Genomic DNA, 17,293 nt, shown 5'->3' with positions numbered 1-17,293 from the left:
AGTCCAAAAATGGCGCCCCTGGTGGGGCGCCATTTTTTTTGCCGGTTTTCCGTCTGGTAGATGGGAGGTTTTGAGTCGTCTAAGGTCATTTGTTGGCACAACAAAAAGCAGCGTCCGCGAGCCTCTTCGAGAGGTATGGCGTCTGTACAAAAAACAACCATCTGATTGGCATTAAGGTTTTATGAGCACACTCGCTTATCGAAGGGATATCGACGGCTTGCGCGCAGTCGCAGTGATTGCCGTGGTGCTGTTCCACTTTGGCGTCCCTGGGTTTACCGGCGGGTTTGTCGGCGTGGACGTGTTTTTCGTGATTTCCGGTTATCTGATCACCTCGATCATCTGGAGCCAGCGCCAGGCTGGTCGTTTCAGTTTCGTCGAGTTCTGGGCGCGCCGGGCGCGACGGATTCTGCCGGCGCTGTTCGCGATGATCGTCGCTGTGCTGGCTGTGGGCTGGTTCCTGCTGGCGCCCAAGGATTACGAAGAGCTGGGGCGTTCGGTGCGCTATCAGGTGATGTTCGTCTCGAACATCCTGTTCATGCGCCAGGACGGTTATTTCGATGTCGCCTCGGATCTCAAACCGCTGCTGCACACCTGGTCGCTGGCGGTGGAAGAGCAGTTCTACATCATTTTCCCGTTGTTGCTGACCCTGCTGTCGAGCCGCTTGAAACACTGGCGGCTGGCGCTGTTCGGCGTGTTGCTGCTGTCGTTCGGCCTGAGTGTATGGGCGGTCGGTCAGCATCCGGAAAAGGCCTTCTTCCTGCTGCCGATGCGCGCCTGGGAGCTGCTGGCCGGTGCGATGCTGGCGATTGCGCCCAAGCACGGCTGGCGACTCAAGCCAATGGCGGCGCAATGGCTGAGCCTGCTCGGCATGGGGCTGATCCTGCTGGCGGTGTTCGGTTATGACAAGAGCACGCCGTTCCCCGGCGCGGCGGCGTTGCTGCCGGTACTGGGCGTGGTGGCGCTGATTCTGGCCAACGGTCATCGCCAGACCTGGGTGGGGCAGTGCTTGAGCAGTCGGCTGATGGTCGGTCTCGGTCTGATTTCCTATTCCTGGTATTTGTGGCACTGGCCGGTGTTCGTGTTTTCCAGTTACGCGAGCGTCGATGAACCCGGCATGCTCGACAGCGCCGGGCTGATTCTGCTGACCCTGGTGCTGGGTTACCTGTCGTGGAAGTTCGTCGAGACGCCGTTTCGCGAGCGGCGCGTGTTCGCCGGACGGCGGCAGATCCTTCTCGCCGGTGCATGCGGTGTGCTGGTGCTCGGCCTGGCCGGGCAGACCCTGCGCTGGACCGACGGCCTGCCATGGCGCCTGTCCGATCAGGCCCTGCAATACGCCAAGGGGCGCGACTGGCGGCCGGAGCTGATGGCCTGCCTGGCCGACGACAAGACCCCCGACGACAAACTGTTCTGCCACTACGGCGCCGACAACCGGCCGTCCCGGGCGCTGGTCTGGGGTGACAGCCACGCCACGGCGCTGATTCCGGTATTCGATGACGGCGCCAAGGCCCATGGGGTCAGCGTGATTCTGGCCAGTTCTCCCGGTTGCCTGCCGCTGGAGGGCCTTGAGCACGATGCCCGTTGCGCGCGGTTCAACCAGCGCGTCGAACAGGCGCTCAAGCCGCAAGCCGTCAGTGACGTGGTGCTGGTGGCGCGCTGGAGTCTGTATCTCTATGGCGACGCCAAGGGTGATCTGGGCCACGCGCTGAGAAAACCCGACGGGCATTACGAGCGCGCCGCCGCCGAGCAGCGCCTGGCCGCTGGCCTGCGGGCACGGATCGCGCAATTGCGCGCGGGCGGGCACCGGGTCTGGCTGGTCAAGGAGGCGCCGCTGCAGGCCTTCAGCCCGCCGTATCGCCTCACGCGGCTGGCGATGCTCGATCGTCCGGTGGATGACGTCGGTCTGGCGGTCGCCGAGCATCACAAGCGTCAGGCATTCATCAGCCAGTTGTTCGCGCAACTGGCACAGGACCCGGCGGTGCGGGTGATCGATCCGGCGCCACGGCTGTGCGATGAAAGCGGTCTGTGCCGCGCCGAACTCAATGGCTACTCGCTGTACACCGATGACAACCATCTCTCGGAAGTCGGCGCGCGGTTCGTGGCACCGATCCTCGAGCCGCTGTTTGTTGGCCTGCAGGCCGGGGTGAAGCTTGAAAAAGGTCGGGTGAATGCAGCCAAGTAAGCGCTGACGGGCTGCCAGCAGCCGGCATAGCAGGTAGGATGTACGCCTATTTTGAGGGTGCCATCGTCAATGAAATTCAAGGATCTTCGGGATTTCGTGCAGCAGCTTGAGCAGCGCGGAGAGTTGAAACGCATCCAGATTCCCGTTTCGCCGGTGCTGGAAATGACCGAGGTGTGCGACCGCACACTGCGGGCCAAAGGCCCGGCACTGCTGTTCGAGAAGCCGACCGGCTACGACATTCCGGTGCTCGGCAACCTGTTCGGCACCCCTGAGCGTGTCGCCATGGGCATGGGCGCCGAGTCGGTCAGCGAGCTGCGCGAGATCGGCAAACTGCTGGCCTTCCTCAAGGAGCCGGAGCCACCGAAGGGCTTGAAGGACGCATGGTCGAAGCTGCCGATCTTCCGCAAGATCATCGCGATGGCACCGAAAGTGGTCAAAGACGCCCCGTGCCAGGAAGTGGTCATCGAAGGCGATGACGTCGATCTGGCCATGCTGCCGGTGCAGACCTGCTGGCCGGGCGATGTTGCCCCGCTGATCACCTGGGGCCTGACCGTCACCAAAGGCCCGAACAAGGATCGCCAGAACCTCGGCATCTACCGTCAGCAAGTGATCGGTCGCAACAAAGTCATCATGCGCTGGCTCAGTCACCGTGGCGGTGCGCTGGATTTTCGCGAGTGGTGCGAAAAGCATCCGGGCCAGCCGTTCCCGGTGTCGGTGGCCCTTGGCGCCGATCCGGCAACCATTCTCGGCGCGGTCACGCCGGTGCCGGACAGCCTCTCCGAATACGCTTTTGCCGGTCTGCTGCGCGATAGCCGCACGGAGCTGGTGAAGTGCCGTGGCAACGACCTGCAAGTGCCGGCCACTGCCGAAGTCATCCTCGAAGGCGTGATCCATCCGGGCGAGATGGCCGACGAAGGCCCTTACGGCGACCACACCGGTTACTACAACGAAGTCGACAGCTTCCCGGTGTTCACCGTCGAGCGCATCACCCACCGGATCAAACCGATCTACCACAGCACCTACACCGGGCGTCCGCCGGATGAGCCGGCGATCCTCGGCGTGGCGCTGAACGAAGTGTTCGTGCCGATCCTGCAGAAGCAGTTCCCGGAAATCACCGACTTCTACCTGCCGCCGGAAGGCTGCTCGTACCGCATGGCCGTGGTGACGATGAAGAAGTCGTATCCGGGGCATGCCAAGCGCGTGATGCTCGGTGTCTGGTCGTTTTTGCGACAGTTCATGTACACCAAGTTCGTTATCGTCACCGACGACGATATCAACGCCCGGGACTGGAACGACGTGATCTGGGCCATCACCACGCGCATGGACCCCAAGCGCGACACGGTGATGATCGACAACACGCCGATCGACTACCTCGACTTCGCTTCGCCGGTTTCCGGACTCGGCTCGAAAATGGGCCTGGATGCCACCCACAAGTGGCCGGGCGAAACCACTCGCGAATGGGGCCGCGTGATCGTCAAGGACGACGCCGTCACCCAGCGGATCGATGCCATCTGGAATCAGTTAGGAATAGATTGATGCGTGTAACCCTGCAGCCCTCCGGAGCGGTGCTTGAGATACGGCCCGGAGAGCGGATTCTCGATGGTGCGCGGCGCCTGGGCTACGAATGCCCGCAAAGCTGCCGCAATGGCAATTGCCATGTGTGTGCGGCGCTGCTGGTGGAAGGCCGGGTCGAACAGTCCGGCAAGGTGCATGACCACGGCGAGTTCTACACTTGCATAGCCGAGCCGCTGGAAGACTGCATCGTGCTGTGGGATGGCGTGCTCGCGCTGGGAGAACTGCCGGTGCGCAGCCTGTCGTGTCAGGTCATCGAATGCCGGGACGTCGGCGGCGATACCTGGCGCGTGCGTCTGCGGGCGCCGGCGGGCAAGCCGCCGCGTTATCACGCCGGTCAGTACTTGATGATCGAGCGCGAGAGCGGTGAGAAATCGGCGTTCTCCATGGCCTCGGCGCCGCACGGCGGGCGTGACCTGGAAATCCATGTGCTGGCGCGCGAATCCAGTGCGCTGAAGCTGATCCGGCAATTGCAGCGCAACCCGCTGGTGCGGGTCGAGCTGCCATTCGGCGACACCCATCTTGCGGAACTGCCGGACGGGCCGCTGGTGTTGATCGCGGCCGGCACCGGCATGGGGCAGATTCACAGTCTGATCGAGCATTGCCGTGCAGCCGGCTTCAGACATCCGGTGCATCTGTACTGGGGCGTGCGGCGGCCGGAAGACTTCTACCAGATCGAACATTGGGACGAATGGCTGAAGTTGCCCAATCTGTTCCTGCATAAAGTGGTCAGCGATCAGTGCGGTTGGGAAGGGCGCTGCGGGATGTTGCACGAAGCGGTGTGCGAGGATTTCCCCGATCTCAAACCCCTGCACGTCTACGCCAGCGGCTCGCCGGCCATGGTCTATGGCACCCTGGATGCGCTGGTGGAAGCGGGCATGGATGCGCATCAGATGCGCGCCGATGTGTTCGCGTACGCGCCGCGCTCTTGAGCCGCGCTTTCAGTTCGTTATAACTCTCTATATAGCCGATCGGTATTTATGTAATTGCGTAAATATCGGTAGGTTATATATCAATCAGGCAATTATTAAGAAGCGTGCCACGGCATTTAAAATGCCTTAAAAGATATGTGCCTTATTGTTACAGCGGTGCGTTCTATTAAGTAATTCTTCACCCGCGGGGAGCTGAACGCTATTCGCCATGAGTGCCATCGAAAACGCTTTTCTGAACCTGGCTTACCCTCCAAGGCTTGATCTCGGGGCGCAGCTGACCCACGAACAACTTCTCGCTTCCATGCAATCGACCATGGCGCGCCACAAGGGCGGGCCGGTGTGGCTGTTCGCCTACGGATCGTTGATCTGGCGGCCGGAATGCACGGCGGTGGAGCGGGTGCGCGGTCGGGTGCATGGCTATCATCGCGGCTTGTATCTGTGGTCCCACGAGCACCGAGGGACGCCGGAAATGCCGGGGCTGGTGTTCGGTCTGGATCGTGGCGGTTCATGCAGCGGGTTCGCCTACCGCCTGCCGGAAGACAATCTCGACAGCGCGCTGTACGCATTGTGGAAACGCGAAATGCCGGTGCCGTCCTATCGGCCACACTGGCTCAACTGCCGTCTCGAAGATGGCAGCCAGGTTCAGGCTTTGGGATTTGTCCTGGAGCGGCACCTGCCCAGCTATGCCGGCAACTTGCCGGATCATGTGCTGAGCCAGGTGTTCGAAAGCGCTTGCGGGCGTTACGGCACGACGCGCGACTATGTCGAGCAGACCGCCCACGCCCTGCGCAGCCACGCCATGCCAGACCGGAATCTGGAGGCGCGGCTCAAGCGCTGTAAATCAAAAGCCGATCAGGCGATCGCTTCGCGGCTCTGACTGGCAGCTTGCTTGTGCATCAGGGTCAGGGCCAGGAAGGCCATCGACAGCAGGCAAGCGCCTACCAACAGCACGAAACCGCCGTCCCAGCCGAAGTGGTCGACGGTATAACCCATCGCCGCGCTCGCCGCGACTGAACCACCCAGATACCCGAACAGGCCGGTGAAACCCGCCGCAGTGCCGGCAGCTTTCTTCGGTGCCAGTTCCAGCGCCTGCAGGCCGATCAGCATCACCGGGCCGTAGATCAGGAAGCCGATGGAGAACAGCGCGATCATGTCGACGGTCGGGTTGCCGGCCGGGTTCAGCCAGTAGACCAGAGTCGCCACGGTCACCAGCGCCATGAACACCATGCCGGTCAGGCCGCGGTTGCCACGGAAGATCTTGTCCGACATCCAGCCGCACAGCAGCGTGCCCGGAATGCCTGCCCACTCATAGAAGAAATAGGCCCACGAAGTCTTGTCGACGTCGAAGTGCTTGGCTTCCTTGAGGTAGGTCGGCGCCCAGTCCAGCACACCGTAGCGCAGCAAGTAGACGAAGACGTTGGCCATGGCGATGTACCAGAGCATTTTGTTGCGCAGCACGTATTTGACGAAGATTTCCTTGGCGCTGAATTCATCTTCGTGGCTGGCGTCGTAGCCTTCCGGGTAATCGTCCTTGTACTTCTCGATCGGTGGCAGGCCGACCGACTGGGGGGTGTCGCGCATGGTGATGAAGGCAAACGCCGCCACCGCCAGGGCTACCGCCGCCGGCACGTAGAACGCCGCGTGCCAGTCGTTGAACAGGCCCATGCCGAGCAGGAACAGCGGGCCGATCAGACCGCCGCCGACGTTATGCGCCACGTTCCACACCGACACCACGCCGCCACGTTCTTTCTGCGACCACCAGTGGACCATGGTGCGACCGCTCGGCGGCCAGCCCATGCCCTGGGCCCAGCCGTTGATGAACAGCAGGATGAACATCATGGTCACGCTGGACGTGGCCCATGGCGCGAAACCGAAAATGAACATTACCCCGGCCGATACCAGCAGACCGAATGGCAGGAAGTAACGCGGGTTGGAACGGTCGGACACCAGGCCCATCAGGAACTTGGACAGACCGTAGGCGATGGCGATGGCCGACATCGCCAGACCCAGGTCGCCACGGCTGTAGCCCTCGTCGATCAGGTACGGCATGGCCAGGGAGAAGTTCTTGCGCAGCAGGTAGTAACCCGCATAGCCAAAGAAGATACCGGCGAAGATCTGCCAGCGCAGGCGTCGGTAGGTACTGTCTATTTTTTCTTCAGGCAGGGGAGCCTGATGTGCGGCAGGTCGAAAGAAAGCAAACATTCAAGAGCTCCAGATTTCTTGTTTTGACTGCGGATGCGAATGTTACAGTTTCGTTACCGAAAATAGCACCGCTTCCCATCGGCAAAACAGCGGAAATGTTGGAAGTCGAGCGTTCCTTTATGAACATGTCGCTCAGATGTAAGAGCAGGACGTTGTGGGAAACATTACATATCTGCGTGGAGAGGAGCAGGAGCGCGATCCGGACCCTTGTGCAGGAGCCCGGATCGCCCGTCCGATTCAGCGCACCTGCACCACCACCTTGCCCACAGCCTTGCGCTGTCCGAGATCGTTGATCGCCTGGGCTGCGTTGCTCAGCGGATACACCTGCGATACCAGCGGTTTCAGCTTGCCCTCGGCGAACCAGCCGAACAGTTGCTGGAAGTTCGCCGCGTTGTCTTGAGGCTGACGCTGGGCGAACGAACCCCAGAATACGCCGAGGACCGCCGCCCCCTTGAGCAGGGCGAGGTTGACCGGCAGTTCGGGAATCCGCCCGCTGGCGAAGCCGACCACCAGCAGGCGGCCGTTCCAGGCGATGGCACGGATGGCCTGGTCGAACAGGTCGCCGCCGACCGGGTCGTAGATCACATCGGCGCCCTGGCCGTCGGTGAGGCGTTTGATTTCGTCCTTGAGGCTGGTTTCGCTGTAGTTGATCAGTTCGTCGGCGCCGGCCGCCTTGGCTACCGCGAGTTTTTCCGCGCTGCTGGCGGCGGCGATCACCCGGGCGCCCATGGCTTTGCCGATTTCCACCGCCGCCAGGCCAACGCCGCCGGATGCACCCAATACCAGCAGGGTTTCACCCGGCTGCAGGTTGCCGCGTTGTTTGAGGGCGTGCATCGACGTGCCGTAGGTCATGCTGAACGCGGCGGCGGTGTTGAAATCCATCGATGGTGGAATCGGCAGCACGTTGTAGCCCGGCACCGCGACCTGCTCGGCGAAGCTGCCCCAGCCAGTCAGGGCCATGACCCGGTCGCCGACTTTCAGATGACTGATCTTTTCACCCACCGCGCCGACCACGCCGGCCGCTTCACCACCCGGGGAAAACGGGAAGGGTGGTTTGAACTGGTATTTGCCCTCGATGATCAGCGTGTCGGGAAAGTTGACCCCGGCAGCGTGAACCTCCAGCAGGATTTCGTTCTTCTTCGCGACAGGACTGGCGACGTCTTCCAGCACCAGCGATTCGGCAGGGCCGAAGGCTTTGCACAGCACGGCTTTCATCAGGGCTATTCCTTTGGGAGTGATGGCCGATAAGTGTAGGTGTGGCGGTCGACCGGTCAACGAGCATGCCCGGGCCTGATAGTCAGCCATAAGCTTGTGCTTGCGCGGCGGGTCGTTATGCTAGGCCGCAAACCGGATAAGGAGCGAATTGTGAAAGCGTGGATCATGTTGTTACTGGCCCTGTCTCTGCCTGTGGCAGCGCTGGCCGAAGAAGCCAAAGAAGGCGAAGCGCCGAAGGTCAACTACATCTCCCTGAGCCCGCCGTTCGTGGGCAACTACGGGTTGGACGGCACACCGAAACTCAAGGTCTACAAGGCCGACGTGGCGTTGCGCGTGACGGGCGACGAGGCGACCAAGCTGGTCAAGGCCAACGAGCCGCTGATTCGCAATCAACTGGTGGCGCTGTTCGCCCAGCAGACCACCGAGACCATGAACAGTGTCGAGGCCAAGGAAAAACTGCGTCAGGAAGCCTTGAAGCAGACCCAGCAAGTGATGAATGACGAAACCGGCAAACCGGTGGTCGAGGATCTGTTGTTCAACAACCTGATCATTCAGTAAGGCTTCTGCTGTCCGGGCGAGCCCATTTGCGAGCAAGCCCGCTCTCACCGGTTGTTGTGGGAGCGGGCTTGCTCGCGAAAGCCTTCTTTCGCCCAGACCATGGCTCAGGGTTTGAGGGCAATCACCGTTGCCCATTGCTCCGGTGTCACCGGCATCACCGACAGCCGCGAACCCTTCTGCACCAGGGGCATCTCGGCCAGTGCGGTCTGCTGTTTCAGGTAATCGAGCTTCAAAACCCGGGCAAACGTCTCGACGTGGCCGACATCGATGGCGCTCCAGGCGTTTTTCTCCGCCGTGGCCTTGGGGTCGAAGTAATGACTCTCCGGCTCCAGCGCCGTCGGATCCGGGTACGCCGCTTCGACGATCCGGCCGATGCCGGCGATTCCTGGTTCCGGGCAACTGGAGTGATAGAAAAAGAATTCGTCCCCCACCGCCATCGCCCGCAGGAAATTGCGCGCCTGATAGTTGCGCACGCCGTCCCAGCGCGCCTTGCCGAGCTTTTCCAGGCCTTTGATCGAGAGTTCGTCGGGCTCGGATTTCATCAGCCAGTAGGCCATGGTTTTTGCTCCTCGCGGGGTGGTTGGGCAAGTTGTCGGGCAATTTTATGACAAACCGACGGTCGGTTGGCGCCAGCATTTGCGCGTTGGGTCACGTTGCCGCAAAATGCCGGCCTTTATTGCTTGACGCTGCTGCACGGCCTACGAATGGAAACCGCTGCTGTCATCGTGATGATGTGCCTTGAGGGGGGCAATCGATGAAACGCAAACCGGATTTGCTGTGGACTTTGGTTATTTTGTTTGGCCTGGGCGTCGTGACCACCGGTTATGCGCAAAGCCTGTGGGCGAACAAGGCCGATGCTCCGATTGAAGTGGCGCAACAAGTACAACAGTCGACAGCCTTCAAGCGCTGAACACTGCCCTCCCGGCGTCGCCGTTCGAGTGACGCCTTGTCCCGTAAGCCTATCCCGCGAAATACCATGCCCTGTCGGTGATCGTGCCTTGCAACGGTACATCCCAACTGGCCTGCGCCAGACGTTCGACCTTCTGACATTCATGGGCCAGGCCCAACAGCGTCGGCTTGCGCCAGTTCTGGCGGCGGGAGAGGTACGCCAGGCTGCGGTCGTAGAACCCGCCGCCCATTCCCAGACGGCCACCGACGTCGTCAAACCCCACCAATGGCAACAACACCAGATCCAGTGCCCAGATCTTGCGCTGACGGGCCAGACTGACTCGCGGTTCGAGAATCCGGAAGCGGTTGGGTTTTAGCTTTTCCCCTGGCCGGATGCGCTGGAAGACCATTTTGGTTCGCGGCCAGGCGCTGAGAACCGGCAGGTAAGTGGCCTTGCCCCGACGCTGGGCGGCGCGCAGCAACAGGCGCGGGTCGATTTCACCGTCGGTGGGCAGGTACAGGGAAATGTGTTTCGCCCGGCGGAACTGCGGGTGTTGCGCCAGTTGTTTGTACAGGCCTTGGGCGGCCTGGCGTTGCTCGCTCGGGGTCAGCGAACGGCGGGCCTTGCGCAGCAGGCGGCGCAGTTGAGGGCGGGGCAGCAACGCAGGTTCGGTCATGGTTCGGCTTCGGCAGGATGGGTGCGAAAACGTACGCATAAAAAATCCGATGCCGGCATGCACCGGCATCGGATTCGAATCAGGCTCCCCGGATGAGCCGCTGTCGACTTAGCCCTTGAACCCGAGAGTTCAAGGTGGAGGATGCAGTAGGCTTTAAGGCTTTCCGTCTGGCGGACATGCACACCAGCCCAACGTGCAACCCCCAGGGTAGTGCAAATCGGCTCAGGGACATCGTCAACTGGCAAGCACCCCAGGGAGTGCGGCGAGTATACCTCAAGCGGCCCGGCGAATCAGCCTTTGCTGACATCCGTGTCGTCGGCCAGGGCCAGATCGACACGATCGAGCAAGTCTCGCACCTGTTCGCGGGTCGAACTGCTGGCCTGGATATCCGGGCTGTCAGCTTTGTGCAAGAAGTCATGGGTGATGTTCAGCGCGGCCATCACGGCAATGCGGTCGGCACCGATGACTTTGCCGCTGCTGCGGATCTCGCGCATCTTGCCGTCCAGGTAACGGGCGGCGCTGACCAGATTGCTGCGTTCTTCCTGGGGGCAGATGATCGAATATTCTTTATCGAGGATCTGCACGGTAACGCTATTGCTTGAACTCATGAGTCTTGCTCCAGGGCCTTGAGGCGCGAAATCATCGATTCGACCTTACGCCGGGCGATTTCGTTTTTTTCAATGAGGTGAGCGCGTTCCTCGCGCCAGGTCTTTTCCTGAGCTTGTAAGAGTGCGTTTTGACTCTTTAGTTGCTCGACTCGGGTAATCAGCTTTTCGAGTCTGGCCATCAGCGCTTGCAGGTCGGTGTCTTCCATTGTGTCCACTGAATTCGTCTGATGGGCGGCAGGCGCCCGGCGGGCGGACAGCCTTTAATAGTCTTGGCGAGTCTGTCGATGTAGGATACAAGGCCTTCATTCTAGACATAGCGCCGTCTGGCGCCTAGCTGCCCATGCCCATTCAGAATTCTCCATACCAAGCCTTCGCCACCCTGCTGACTTCCAGCGGCCATCCTGTCTCGCCTGCCGAACTGCACGGCCTGTTGCTCGGCCGCAGCTGCGCCGGCGCCGGTTTTGAACACGACAGCTGGCTGGCCGATGCCGCCGAGCTGCTCGAAGGCGAACCGTCGGACAACGTACGCAACGCCCTGATCGGCCTGCAAGAAATGGTCAAGGGTGAGCTGACCGGCGATGACATGGCCGTGGTTCTGCTGCTGCCGACCGACGATGCGCCGCTCACCGAGCGTGCTGCCGCGCTGGGCCAGTGGTGCCAGGGCTTCCTCACCGGTTTCGGCCTGACCCGCCGCTCCTACGCGCTGAGCGACGAGGCGAACGAAGTGCTGCAGGATCTGGCGGCCATTTCCCAGGTTCAGGACGCGCTCGAAGAGTCCGACGACGGCGAAAACGACTACATGGAAGTCATGGAATACCTGCGCGTCGCGCCGCTGCTGCTGTTCACCGAAACCAAGAAGACCGACGAAGCGCCGGCCAAACCGTCGCTGCACTGATCGATGCCAGGGAACGCCATCTGCCCATGATTCATATCCCGAAAGCGGAATACAGCCGTCGCCGCAAGGCCCTGATGGCGCAGATGGTACCCAACAGCATCGCCATCCTGCCCGCCGCCGCCGTTGCGATCCGCAATCGTGACGTCGAGCACGTCTATCGCCAGGACAGTGATTTCCAGTACCTGAGCGGTTTCCCCGAGCCGCAGGCCGTCATCGTCCTGATGCCCGGCCGCGAACATGGCGAATACGTGTTGTTCTGCCGTGAGCGCAACGCCGAGCGCGAACTGTGGGACGGCCTGCGTGCCGGACAGGAAGGCGCGATCCGTGAGTACGGCGCCGACGACGCCTTCCCGATCACTGACATCGACGACATCCTGCCGGGCCTGATCGAAGGCCGCGACCGGGTGTATTCGGCGATGGGCAGCAACCCGGAATTCGACCGCCACTTGATGGACTGGATCAACGTGATCCGCTCCAAGGCGCACCTCGGCGCCCAGCCGCCGAACGAATTCGTTGCCCTGGATCATCTGCTGCACGACATGCGCCTGTATAAATCGGCGGCGGAAGTGAAGGTGATGCGCGAAGCCGCGCGAATCTCGGCCCAGGCCCATATCCGGGCGATGCAGGCCAGTCGTGCCGGGCTCTACGAGTACAGCCTCGAAGCCGAGCTGGATTACGAATTCCGCAAGGGCGGGGCGAAGATGCCGGCCTACGGTTCGATCGTCGCCGCCGGGCGCAACAGCTGCATCCTGCATTACCAGCAGAATGACGCGCTGCTCAAAGACGGCGACCTGGTGCTGATCGACGCCGGTTGCGAGATCGACTGCTACGCCAGCGACATCACCCGCACCTGGCCGGTCAACGGCACGTTTTCGCCCGAGCAGAAAGCGATCTACGAATTGGTGCTGGCCTCCCAGGAAGCCGCGTTCGCCGAGATCGCGCCGAACAAGCACTGGAACCAGGCGCACGAAGCCACGGTTCGGGTGATTACCGGCGGGCTGGTGAAGCTGGGCCTGTTGCAGGGCGACGTCGACGAGTTGATCGCCAGCGAAGCCTACAAGGCTTTTTATATGCACCGCGCCGGCCACTGGCTGGGCATGGATGTACACGATGTCGGCGAGTACAGGGTCGGCGGCGAATGGCGGGTGCTGGAAGTCGGCATGGCGCTGACCGTGGAGCCGGGTATCTACATCGCCCCGGACAATCAGAACGTAGCGAAGAAATGGCGCGGCATTGGCGTGCGCATCGAGGATGACGTGGTAGTGACCAAGAGCGGTTGTGAAATCCTGACCGGCGGTGTGCCGAAAACCGTCGCCGAGATCGAGGCGCTGATGGCGCAGGCACGGACACACGCGGCATGAGTCGGGTCAATCTGGCAATCATCGGTGGCGGCCTGGTCGGTGCCAGTCTGGCGCTGGCCTTGCAGGCCGGGGCCAAGGCGCGCGGCTGGAAGATCGTGCTGATCGAGCCGTTCGCCCCCGGCAACAGCTGGCAACCGAGCTACGACGCGCGCTCTTCGGCGCTGTCCTTCGGCTCGCGACAGATTTATCAGCGCCTCGGCGTGTGGCAGGAAATCTCCCGCCGCGCCGAGCCGATCAAACAGATTCACGTGTCCGACCGTGGACGCTTCTCCACCGCCCGACTGTCGGCGATGGAAGAGGGCGTGCCGGCCCTCGGCTACGTGGTGGAAAACGCCTGGCTCGGCCAGTGCCTGTGGCAGCACATCGACAAGGACGTGATCAGCTGGCGCTGCCCGGCGGAAGTCACGCGCATGGAGCCGCTGCCCGACGGCTATCGCCTGATCCTCAACGATGAAACCACGGTCGAGTGCGACCTCGCGGTGCTCGCCGATGGCGGGCGCTCCGGTCTGCGCGAGCAATTGGGCATCAACGTGCGCAAGCGTCCGTACAACCAGAGTGCGCTGATCGCCAACATCACCCCGAGCGAAGCGCACAACGGCATGGCCTTCGAGCGTTTCACCGATGAAGGTCCGATGGCGTTGCTGCCATTGCCGGAAAACCGCTGCGCGCTGGTCTGGACCCGTCTGGGGATGGACGCGCAGCGGCTGGCGGATCTGAGCGAGCGCGACTTCCTCAGTGAGTTGCAGGGGGTATTCGGTTATCGCCTCGGCACGCTGAAACAGGTTGGCGCGCGGCATCTGTATCCGCTGTCGCTGGTGGAAGCCGAGGAACAGGTGCGCTCGCATCTGGCGGTACTCGGCAACGCCGCGCACAGTCTGCATCCGATTGCCGGGCAGGGCTTCAACCTGTCCCTGCGCGATGCCGATGCGCTGGCGGCGGCGTTGCTGGCCAGCGACAAACCCTTGGGCGACTTCGCCACGTTGCAGGCGTATCGCGAGCGCCAGCGCCTGGACCAGAACCTGACCGTGGGTTTCTCCGATCAGGTCACCCGGCTGTTTGGCAGCACCCAGCCGCTGGTATCCCTGGGGCGCAATATCGGCCTGCTCGGCCTCGACTTGTTACCACCGGCCAAGCGTTGGTTCGCCCGCCAGGCCATGGGACTGGGGACGCGGTCGGATGTATAAGTGGTTGATCCGCACCTTCGGCAAGGCGCAGCTGATGCGCTGGGTGATGACGTTCTACCCGCCATACTTCGGTGCCGGTGTGCGGGTGCGGCACATCAGTGATGACTTTCGCGACATCCGGGTGTCGATGGGGCTGGGCTGGTACAACCGCAATTATGTCGGCACTCAGTTTGGTGGCAGCCTGTATTCGATGGTCGATCCGTTCTACATGCTGATGCTGATGGAGAACCTCGGGTCGCGCTACATCGTCTGGGACAAGGCCGCCGACATCGACTTCATTGCGCCGGGCAAAGGCCCGGTGTTCGCCCGGTTCAACATCGACGACACCCTGCTCGACGAGATCCGCCGGCAGACCGCCAATGGCGAGAAGTACCTGCCGCAGTTGCAGGTCGACATTCATGACGGCGCCGGCAACCTGGTGGCGCGCGTCGGCAAAACCCTTTACGTGCGGCTCAAGCCGCAAGCGAGACAGGCTTAAAGCATGGAAATGCGCGCAGATGTGCTGATTGTCGGAGCCGGCATGGTGGGCAGTGCCCTGGCGTTGGCGTTGCAGGGCAGCGGGCTGGAAGTCCTGCTGCTCGACGGCAGCCCGTTGAGCGTCAAGCCATTCGATGCCCAGGCACCGTTCGAGCCTCGGGTCAGTGCCCTGTCGGCGGCAAGCCAGCGGATTCTCGAGCGCCTCGGTGTGTGGGACGGCATCGCCAAACGTCGCAGCAGCCCGTACACCGACATGCATGTGTGGGACGGCAGCGGCACCGGCCAGATTCACTTTTCGGCGAGCAGCGTGCATGCCGACGTGCTCGGCCATATCGTCGAAAACCGCGTGGTGCAGGACGCCTTGCTCGAACGTCTGCACGACTGCGACATGGGCCTGCTGCCGAATGCGCGACTGGAGCAGATGCGCCGCTCCGGCGATGACTGGCTGCTGACCCTCGCCGACGGTCGCAAGCTGCGCGCGCCGCTGGTGATCGCGGCGGACGGCGCCAATTCGGCGGTGCGCCGCCTGACCGGCGTGGCCACCCGCGAGTGGGATTACCTGCATCACGCCATCGTCACCAGCGTGCGCAGCACCAAGGCGCACCGGATGACGGCGTGGCAGCGCTTCACTGATCACGGGCCACTGGCGTTTCTGCCGCTGGAGCGCGACGGTCAGCAGGATTGGTGTTCGATCGTCTGGTCGACCACGCCGGGCGAGGCCGAGCGCCTGATGGCGCTGGACGAGGCGGCGTTCTGCGGTGAGCTGGAGCGGGCGTTCGAAGGGTGCCTGGGCGACGTCGTCAGCGCCGACCCGCGACTCTGCGTGCCGCTGCGCCAGCGTCATGCCAAGCGCTACGTCGCCGAAGGCCTGGCGTTGATCGGCGACGCCGCGCACACCATTCACCCGTTGGCCGGGCAGGGGGTGAACCTCGGTTTCCTCGATGCCGCCGTGCTGGCCGAAGTGCTGCTGCAAGCCGCCGAGCGCGGCGAACGCCTGGCCGAGGTGAAAGTGCTGAGCCGCTACGAACGTCGGCGCATGCCGCACAACCTGGCGCTGATGGCGGCGATGGAGGGCTTCGAGCGGTTGTTCCAGGCCGATCCGCTGCCGCTGCGCTGGTTGCGCAATGCCGGGCTGAAGATGGTCGAGCAGATGCCCGAGGCCAAGGCGTTGTTCGTGCGCGAGGCGCTGGGATTGACCGGTGACCTGCCGGCGCTTGCCAGGGCCTGAGCGTTTTTCCGGTCATGCAACATCTGGTAACGCCTTCGAAAAGTGTTCGATTGAGCTGGTAAATGTGAGTCCTTATCATTTGGGCCACATTTCCCGACCGAGAGACCACTCCCATGTTGGCACTCCAGCGTCTTCTGACCGCACTGGCCCTGACCCTGATTGGCAGCACCGTCGCCCAGGCCGCCGACGAGGTGGTGGTTTACTCCTCGCGCATCGATGAACTGATCAAACCGGTGTTCGATGCCTACACCGCGAAAACCGGGGTGAAGATCAAGTTCATCACCGACAAGGAAGCGCCGCTGATGCAGCGCATCAAGGCCGAAGGCGAAAACGCCACCGCCGACCTGCTGCTGACCGTCGATGCCGGCAACCTCTGGCAGGCCGAGCAGATGGGCATTCTGCAGCCGTTCACCTCCAAGACCATCGACGCCAACATTCCCCTGCAATATCGCTCGTCCACTCACGCCTGGACCGGCCTGAGCCTGCGCGCGCGGACCATCGCCTACTCCACCGAACGGGTGAAACCGGGCGAGTTGACCACCTACGAAGCACTGGCCGACAAGAACTGGGAAGGTCGCCTGTGCCTGCGCACGGCGAAGAAGGTCTACAACCAGTCGCTGACCGCCACCATGATCGAAACCCACGGCGCCGAGAAAACCGAGAAGATCCTCAAGGGCTGGGTCAATAACCTGTCCACTGACGTGTTCTCCGATGATGTCGCGGTGCTGGAAGCGATCAATGCCGGCCAGTGCGACGTCGGTATCGTCAACACTTACTACTACGGCCGCCTGCACCAGCAGAAGCCGGATCTGCCGGTCAAACTGTTCTGGCCGAACCAGGCGGATCGCGGGGTCCACGTCAACCTGTCGGGTATCGGCCTGACCAGGCATGCACCGCACCCGCAAGCGGCCAAGGCGTTGGTGGAGTGGATGACCACGCCTGAGGCGCAGAAAATCTTCGCCGACGTGAACCAGGAGTTCCCGGCCAATCCGGCGGTGAAGCCTTCGGCGGAAGTGGCGGCGTGGGGTGAGTTCGTGGCCGATACCCTGCCGGTGGAAGTGGCGGGCAAGCGCCAGGCCGAGGCGATCCGGATGATGGATCGGGCGGGGTGGAACTGAGTATTTTTCGCTTGCGGTGTTCGCTTGAGATCGTAGCCCTCACCCCAGCCCCCTCCCGGGGGGAGAGGGCGCCGATTTGGGTCGAGACTTGAGTTCGGCTCGATGTAGCAGGTCGGCGTAGTCCGCAAGAACACTTCGGTCAGTCCCCTCTTCCTCCGGGAGAGGGCGACAATCCTGACCTGAAACAAAAAACCAAGAA

18 protein-coding genes and 1 other RNA gene are annotated in these 17,293 nt (G+C 62.3%); 12 read left to right on the top strand and 7 right to left on the bottom strand.

Annotation, left to right across the window (positions count from 1 at the left end; all coding sequences use genetic code 11):
- Positions 1-181 precede the first annotated feature (181 nt).
- From N8H74_RS01740 to N8H74_RS01725, 4 genes are all read left to right on the top strand, one after another.
- Positions 182-2,179, top strand: coding sequence for an acyltransferase family protein (locus tag N8H74_RS01740; RefSeq protein ID WP_262145974.1), 1,998 nt, complete (start codon positions 182-184; stop codon positions 2,177-2,179).
- A 69-nt stretch (positions 2,180-2,248) separates the two neighbouring features.
- Positions 2,249-3,715, top strand: a complete 1,467-nt coding sequence (ubiD, locus tag N8H74_RS01735; protein WP_262145973.1) for a 4-hydroxy-3-polyprenylbenzoate decarboxylase — start codon at positions 2,249-2,251, stop codon at positions 3,713-3,715.
- The gene (locus N8H74_RS01730) at positions 3,715-4,683 is read left to right on the top strand and encodes a CDP-6-deoxy-delta-3,4-glucoseen reductase (RefSeq protein WP_262145972.1); all 969 of its coding nucleotides are present in this window, start codon (positions 3,715-3,717) and stop codon (positions 4,681-4,683) included. Before ubiD ends, N8H74_RS01730 begins: the two co-directional genes overlap by 1 nt.
- Positions 4,684-4,891: 208 nt before the next feature.
- Positions 4,892-5,560 (top strand): gamma-glutamylcyclotransferase, encoded by a 669-nt coding sequence (locus N8H74_RS01725; RefSeq protein WP_262145971.1) that lies wholly within the window; start codon positions 4,892-4,894, stop codon positions 5,558-5,560.
- On the opposite strand, the gene glpT is transcribed toward N8H74_RS01725, so the two are convergent.
- Positions 5,536-6,885 carry a glycerol-3-phosphate transporter gene (glpT, locus tag N8H74_RS01720; RefSeq protein WP_262145970.1) on the bottom strand — a complete coding sequence of 450 codons (1,350 nt, stop codon included), beginning with the start codon at positions 6,883-6,885 and terminating at the stop codon, positions 5,536-5,538. The two genes, N8H74_RS01725 and glpT, sit on opposite strands and share 25 nt — an antisense overlap.
- 237 nt (positions 6,886-7,122) lie before the next feature.
- On the bottom strand, positions 7,123-8,100 hold the full coding sequence (locus N8H74_RS01715; RefSeq protein WP_217829315.1) for an NADPH:quinone oxidoreductase family protein: 978 nt from the start codon (positions 8,098-8,100) through the stop codon (positions 7,123-7,125).
- A gap of 150 nt (positions 8,101-8,250) precedes the next feature.
- Here N8H74_RS01715 and N8H74_RS01710 point away from each other — a divergent pair, with 150 nt between their 5' ends.
- Positions 8,251-8,658 (top strand): flagellar basal body-associated protein FliL, encoded by a 408-nt coding sequence (locus tag N8H74_RS01710; protein ID WP_217829316.1) that lies wholly within the window; start codon positions 8,251-8,253, stop codon positions 8,656-8,658.
- Between the two features lie 104 nt (positions 8,659-8,762).
- Here the strand turns inward: N8H74_RS01710 and N8H74_RS01705 are convergent, their stop codons facing one another.
- The gene (locus N8H74_RS01705) at positions 8,763-9,215 is read right to left on the bottom strand and encodes an EVE domain-containing protein (RefSeq protein WP_262145969.1); all 453 of its coding nucleotides are present in this window, start codon (positions 9,213-9,215) and stop codon (positions 8,763-8,765) included.
- A gap of 197 nt (positions 9,216-9,412) precedes the next feature.
- Between N8H74_RS01705 and N8H74_RS01700 the strand changes: the two genes are divergently transcribed.
- On the top strand, positions 9,413-9,568 hold the full coding sequence (locus N8H74_RS01700; RefSeq protein WP_007911192.1) for a hypothetical protein: 156 nt from the start codon (positions 9,413-9,415) through the stop codon (positions 9,566-9,568).
- A gap of 49 nt (positions 9,569-9,617) precedes the next feature.
- On the opposite strand, the gene N8H74_RS01695 is transcribed toward N8H74_RS01700, so the two are convergent.
- The 4 genes from N8H74_RS01695 to N8H74_RS01680 all read right to left on the bottom strand — a co-directional run bounded on the left by N8H74_RS01695 (position 9,618) and on the right by N8H74_RS01680 (position 11,037).
- Positions 9,618-10,223: a 5-formyltetrahydrofolate cyclo-ligase gene (locus N8H74_RS01695; RefSeq protein WP_262145967.1), complete on the bottom strand. Its 606-nt coding sequence runs from the start codon at positions 10,221-10,223 to the stop codon at positions 9,618-9,620.
- A gap of 81 nt (positions 10,224-10,304) precedes the next feature.
- Positions 10,305-10,483, bottom strand: a non-coding RNA gene (ssrS, locus tag N8H74_RS01690) — 6S RNA.
- A gap of 30 nt (positions 10,484-10,513) precedes the next feature.
- Entirely contained in the window at positions 10,514-10,831 is a 318-nt protein-coding gene (locus N8H74_RS01685) for a cell division protein ZapA (protein WP_217829319.1), read from the bottom strand.
- A complete protein-coding gene (locus tag N8H74_RS01680; protein ID WP_217829320.1) occupies positions 10,828-11,037 on the bottom strand; it encodes a TIGR02449 family protein in 210 nt (69 codons plus the stop codon). Before N8H74_RS01680 ends, N8H74_RS01685 begins: the two co-directional genes overlap by 4 nt.
- A 134-nt stretch (positions 11,038-11,171) precedes the next feature.
- On the opposite strand from N8H74_RS01680, the gene N8H74_RS01675 reads away from it, so the two are divergent.
- From N8H74_RS01675 to N8H74_RS01650, 6 genes are all read left to right on the top strand, one after another.
- Positions 11,172-11,726: a YecA family protein gene (locus N8H74_RS01675; protein WP_262145966.1), complete on the top strand. Its 555-nt coding sequence runs from the start codon at positions 11,172-11,174 to the stop codon at positions 11,724-11,726.
- Positions 11,727-11,752: 26 nt separating this feature from the next.
- Complete coding sequence (gene pepP / locus N8H74_RS01670) at positions 11,753-13,087, top strand: Xaa-Pro aminopeptidase (protein ID WP_262145965.1); 1,335 nt, start codon at positions 11,753-11,755, stop codon at positions 13,085-13,087.
- A complete protein-coding gene (gene ubiH / locus N8H74_RS01665; RefSeq protein WP_217829323.1) occupies positions 13,084-14,271 on the top strand; it encodes a 2-octaprenyl-6-methoxyphenyl hydroxylase in 1,188 nt (395 codons plus the stop codon). Before pepP ends, ubiH begins: the two co-directional genes overlap by 4 nt.
- A complete protein-coding gene (locus tag N8H74_RS01660; RefSeq protein ID WP_217829324.1) occupies positions 14,264-14,749 on the top strand; it encodes a DUF4442 domain-containing protein in 486 nt (161 codons plus the stop codon). Before ubiH ends, N8H74_RS01660 begins: the two co-directional genes overlap by 8 nt.
- A gap of 9 nt (positions 14,750-14,758) precedes the next feature.
- Positions 14,759-15,976, top strand: a complete 1,218-nt coding sequence (locus tag N8H74_RS01655) for a 2-octaprenyl-3-methyl-6-methoxy-1,4-benzoquinol hydroxylase (RefSeq protein ID WP_262146238.1) — start codon at positions 14,759-14,761, stop codon at positions 15,974-15,976.
- Between the two features lie 113 nt (positions 15,977-16,089).
- Entirely contained in the window at positions 16,090-17,094 is a 1,005-nt protein-coding gene (locus N8H74_RS01650; protein ID WP_262145964.1) for an extracellular solute-binding protein, read from the top strand.
- The last annotated feature ends 199 nt before the right edge of the window (positions 17,095-17,293 follow it).

It is taken from the genome of Pseudomonas sp. B2M1-30 (genome assembly GCF_025447575.1).
GTDB classification, from domain to species: Bacteria; Pseudomonadota; Gammaproteobacteria; order Pseudomonadales; family Pseudomonadaceae; genus Aquipseudomonas; species Aquipseudomonas botevensis.
Note: the sequence above shows the minus strand (reverse complement) of the source record. Positions and strands in the feature narration are given on the sequence as shown.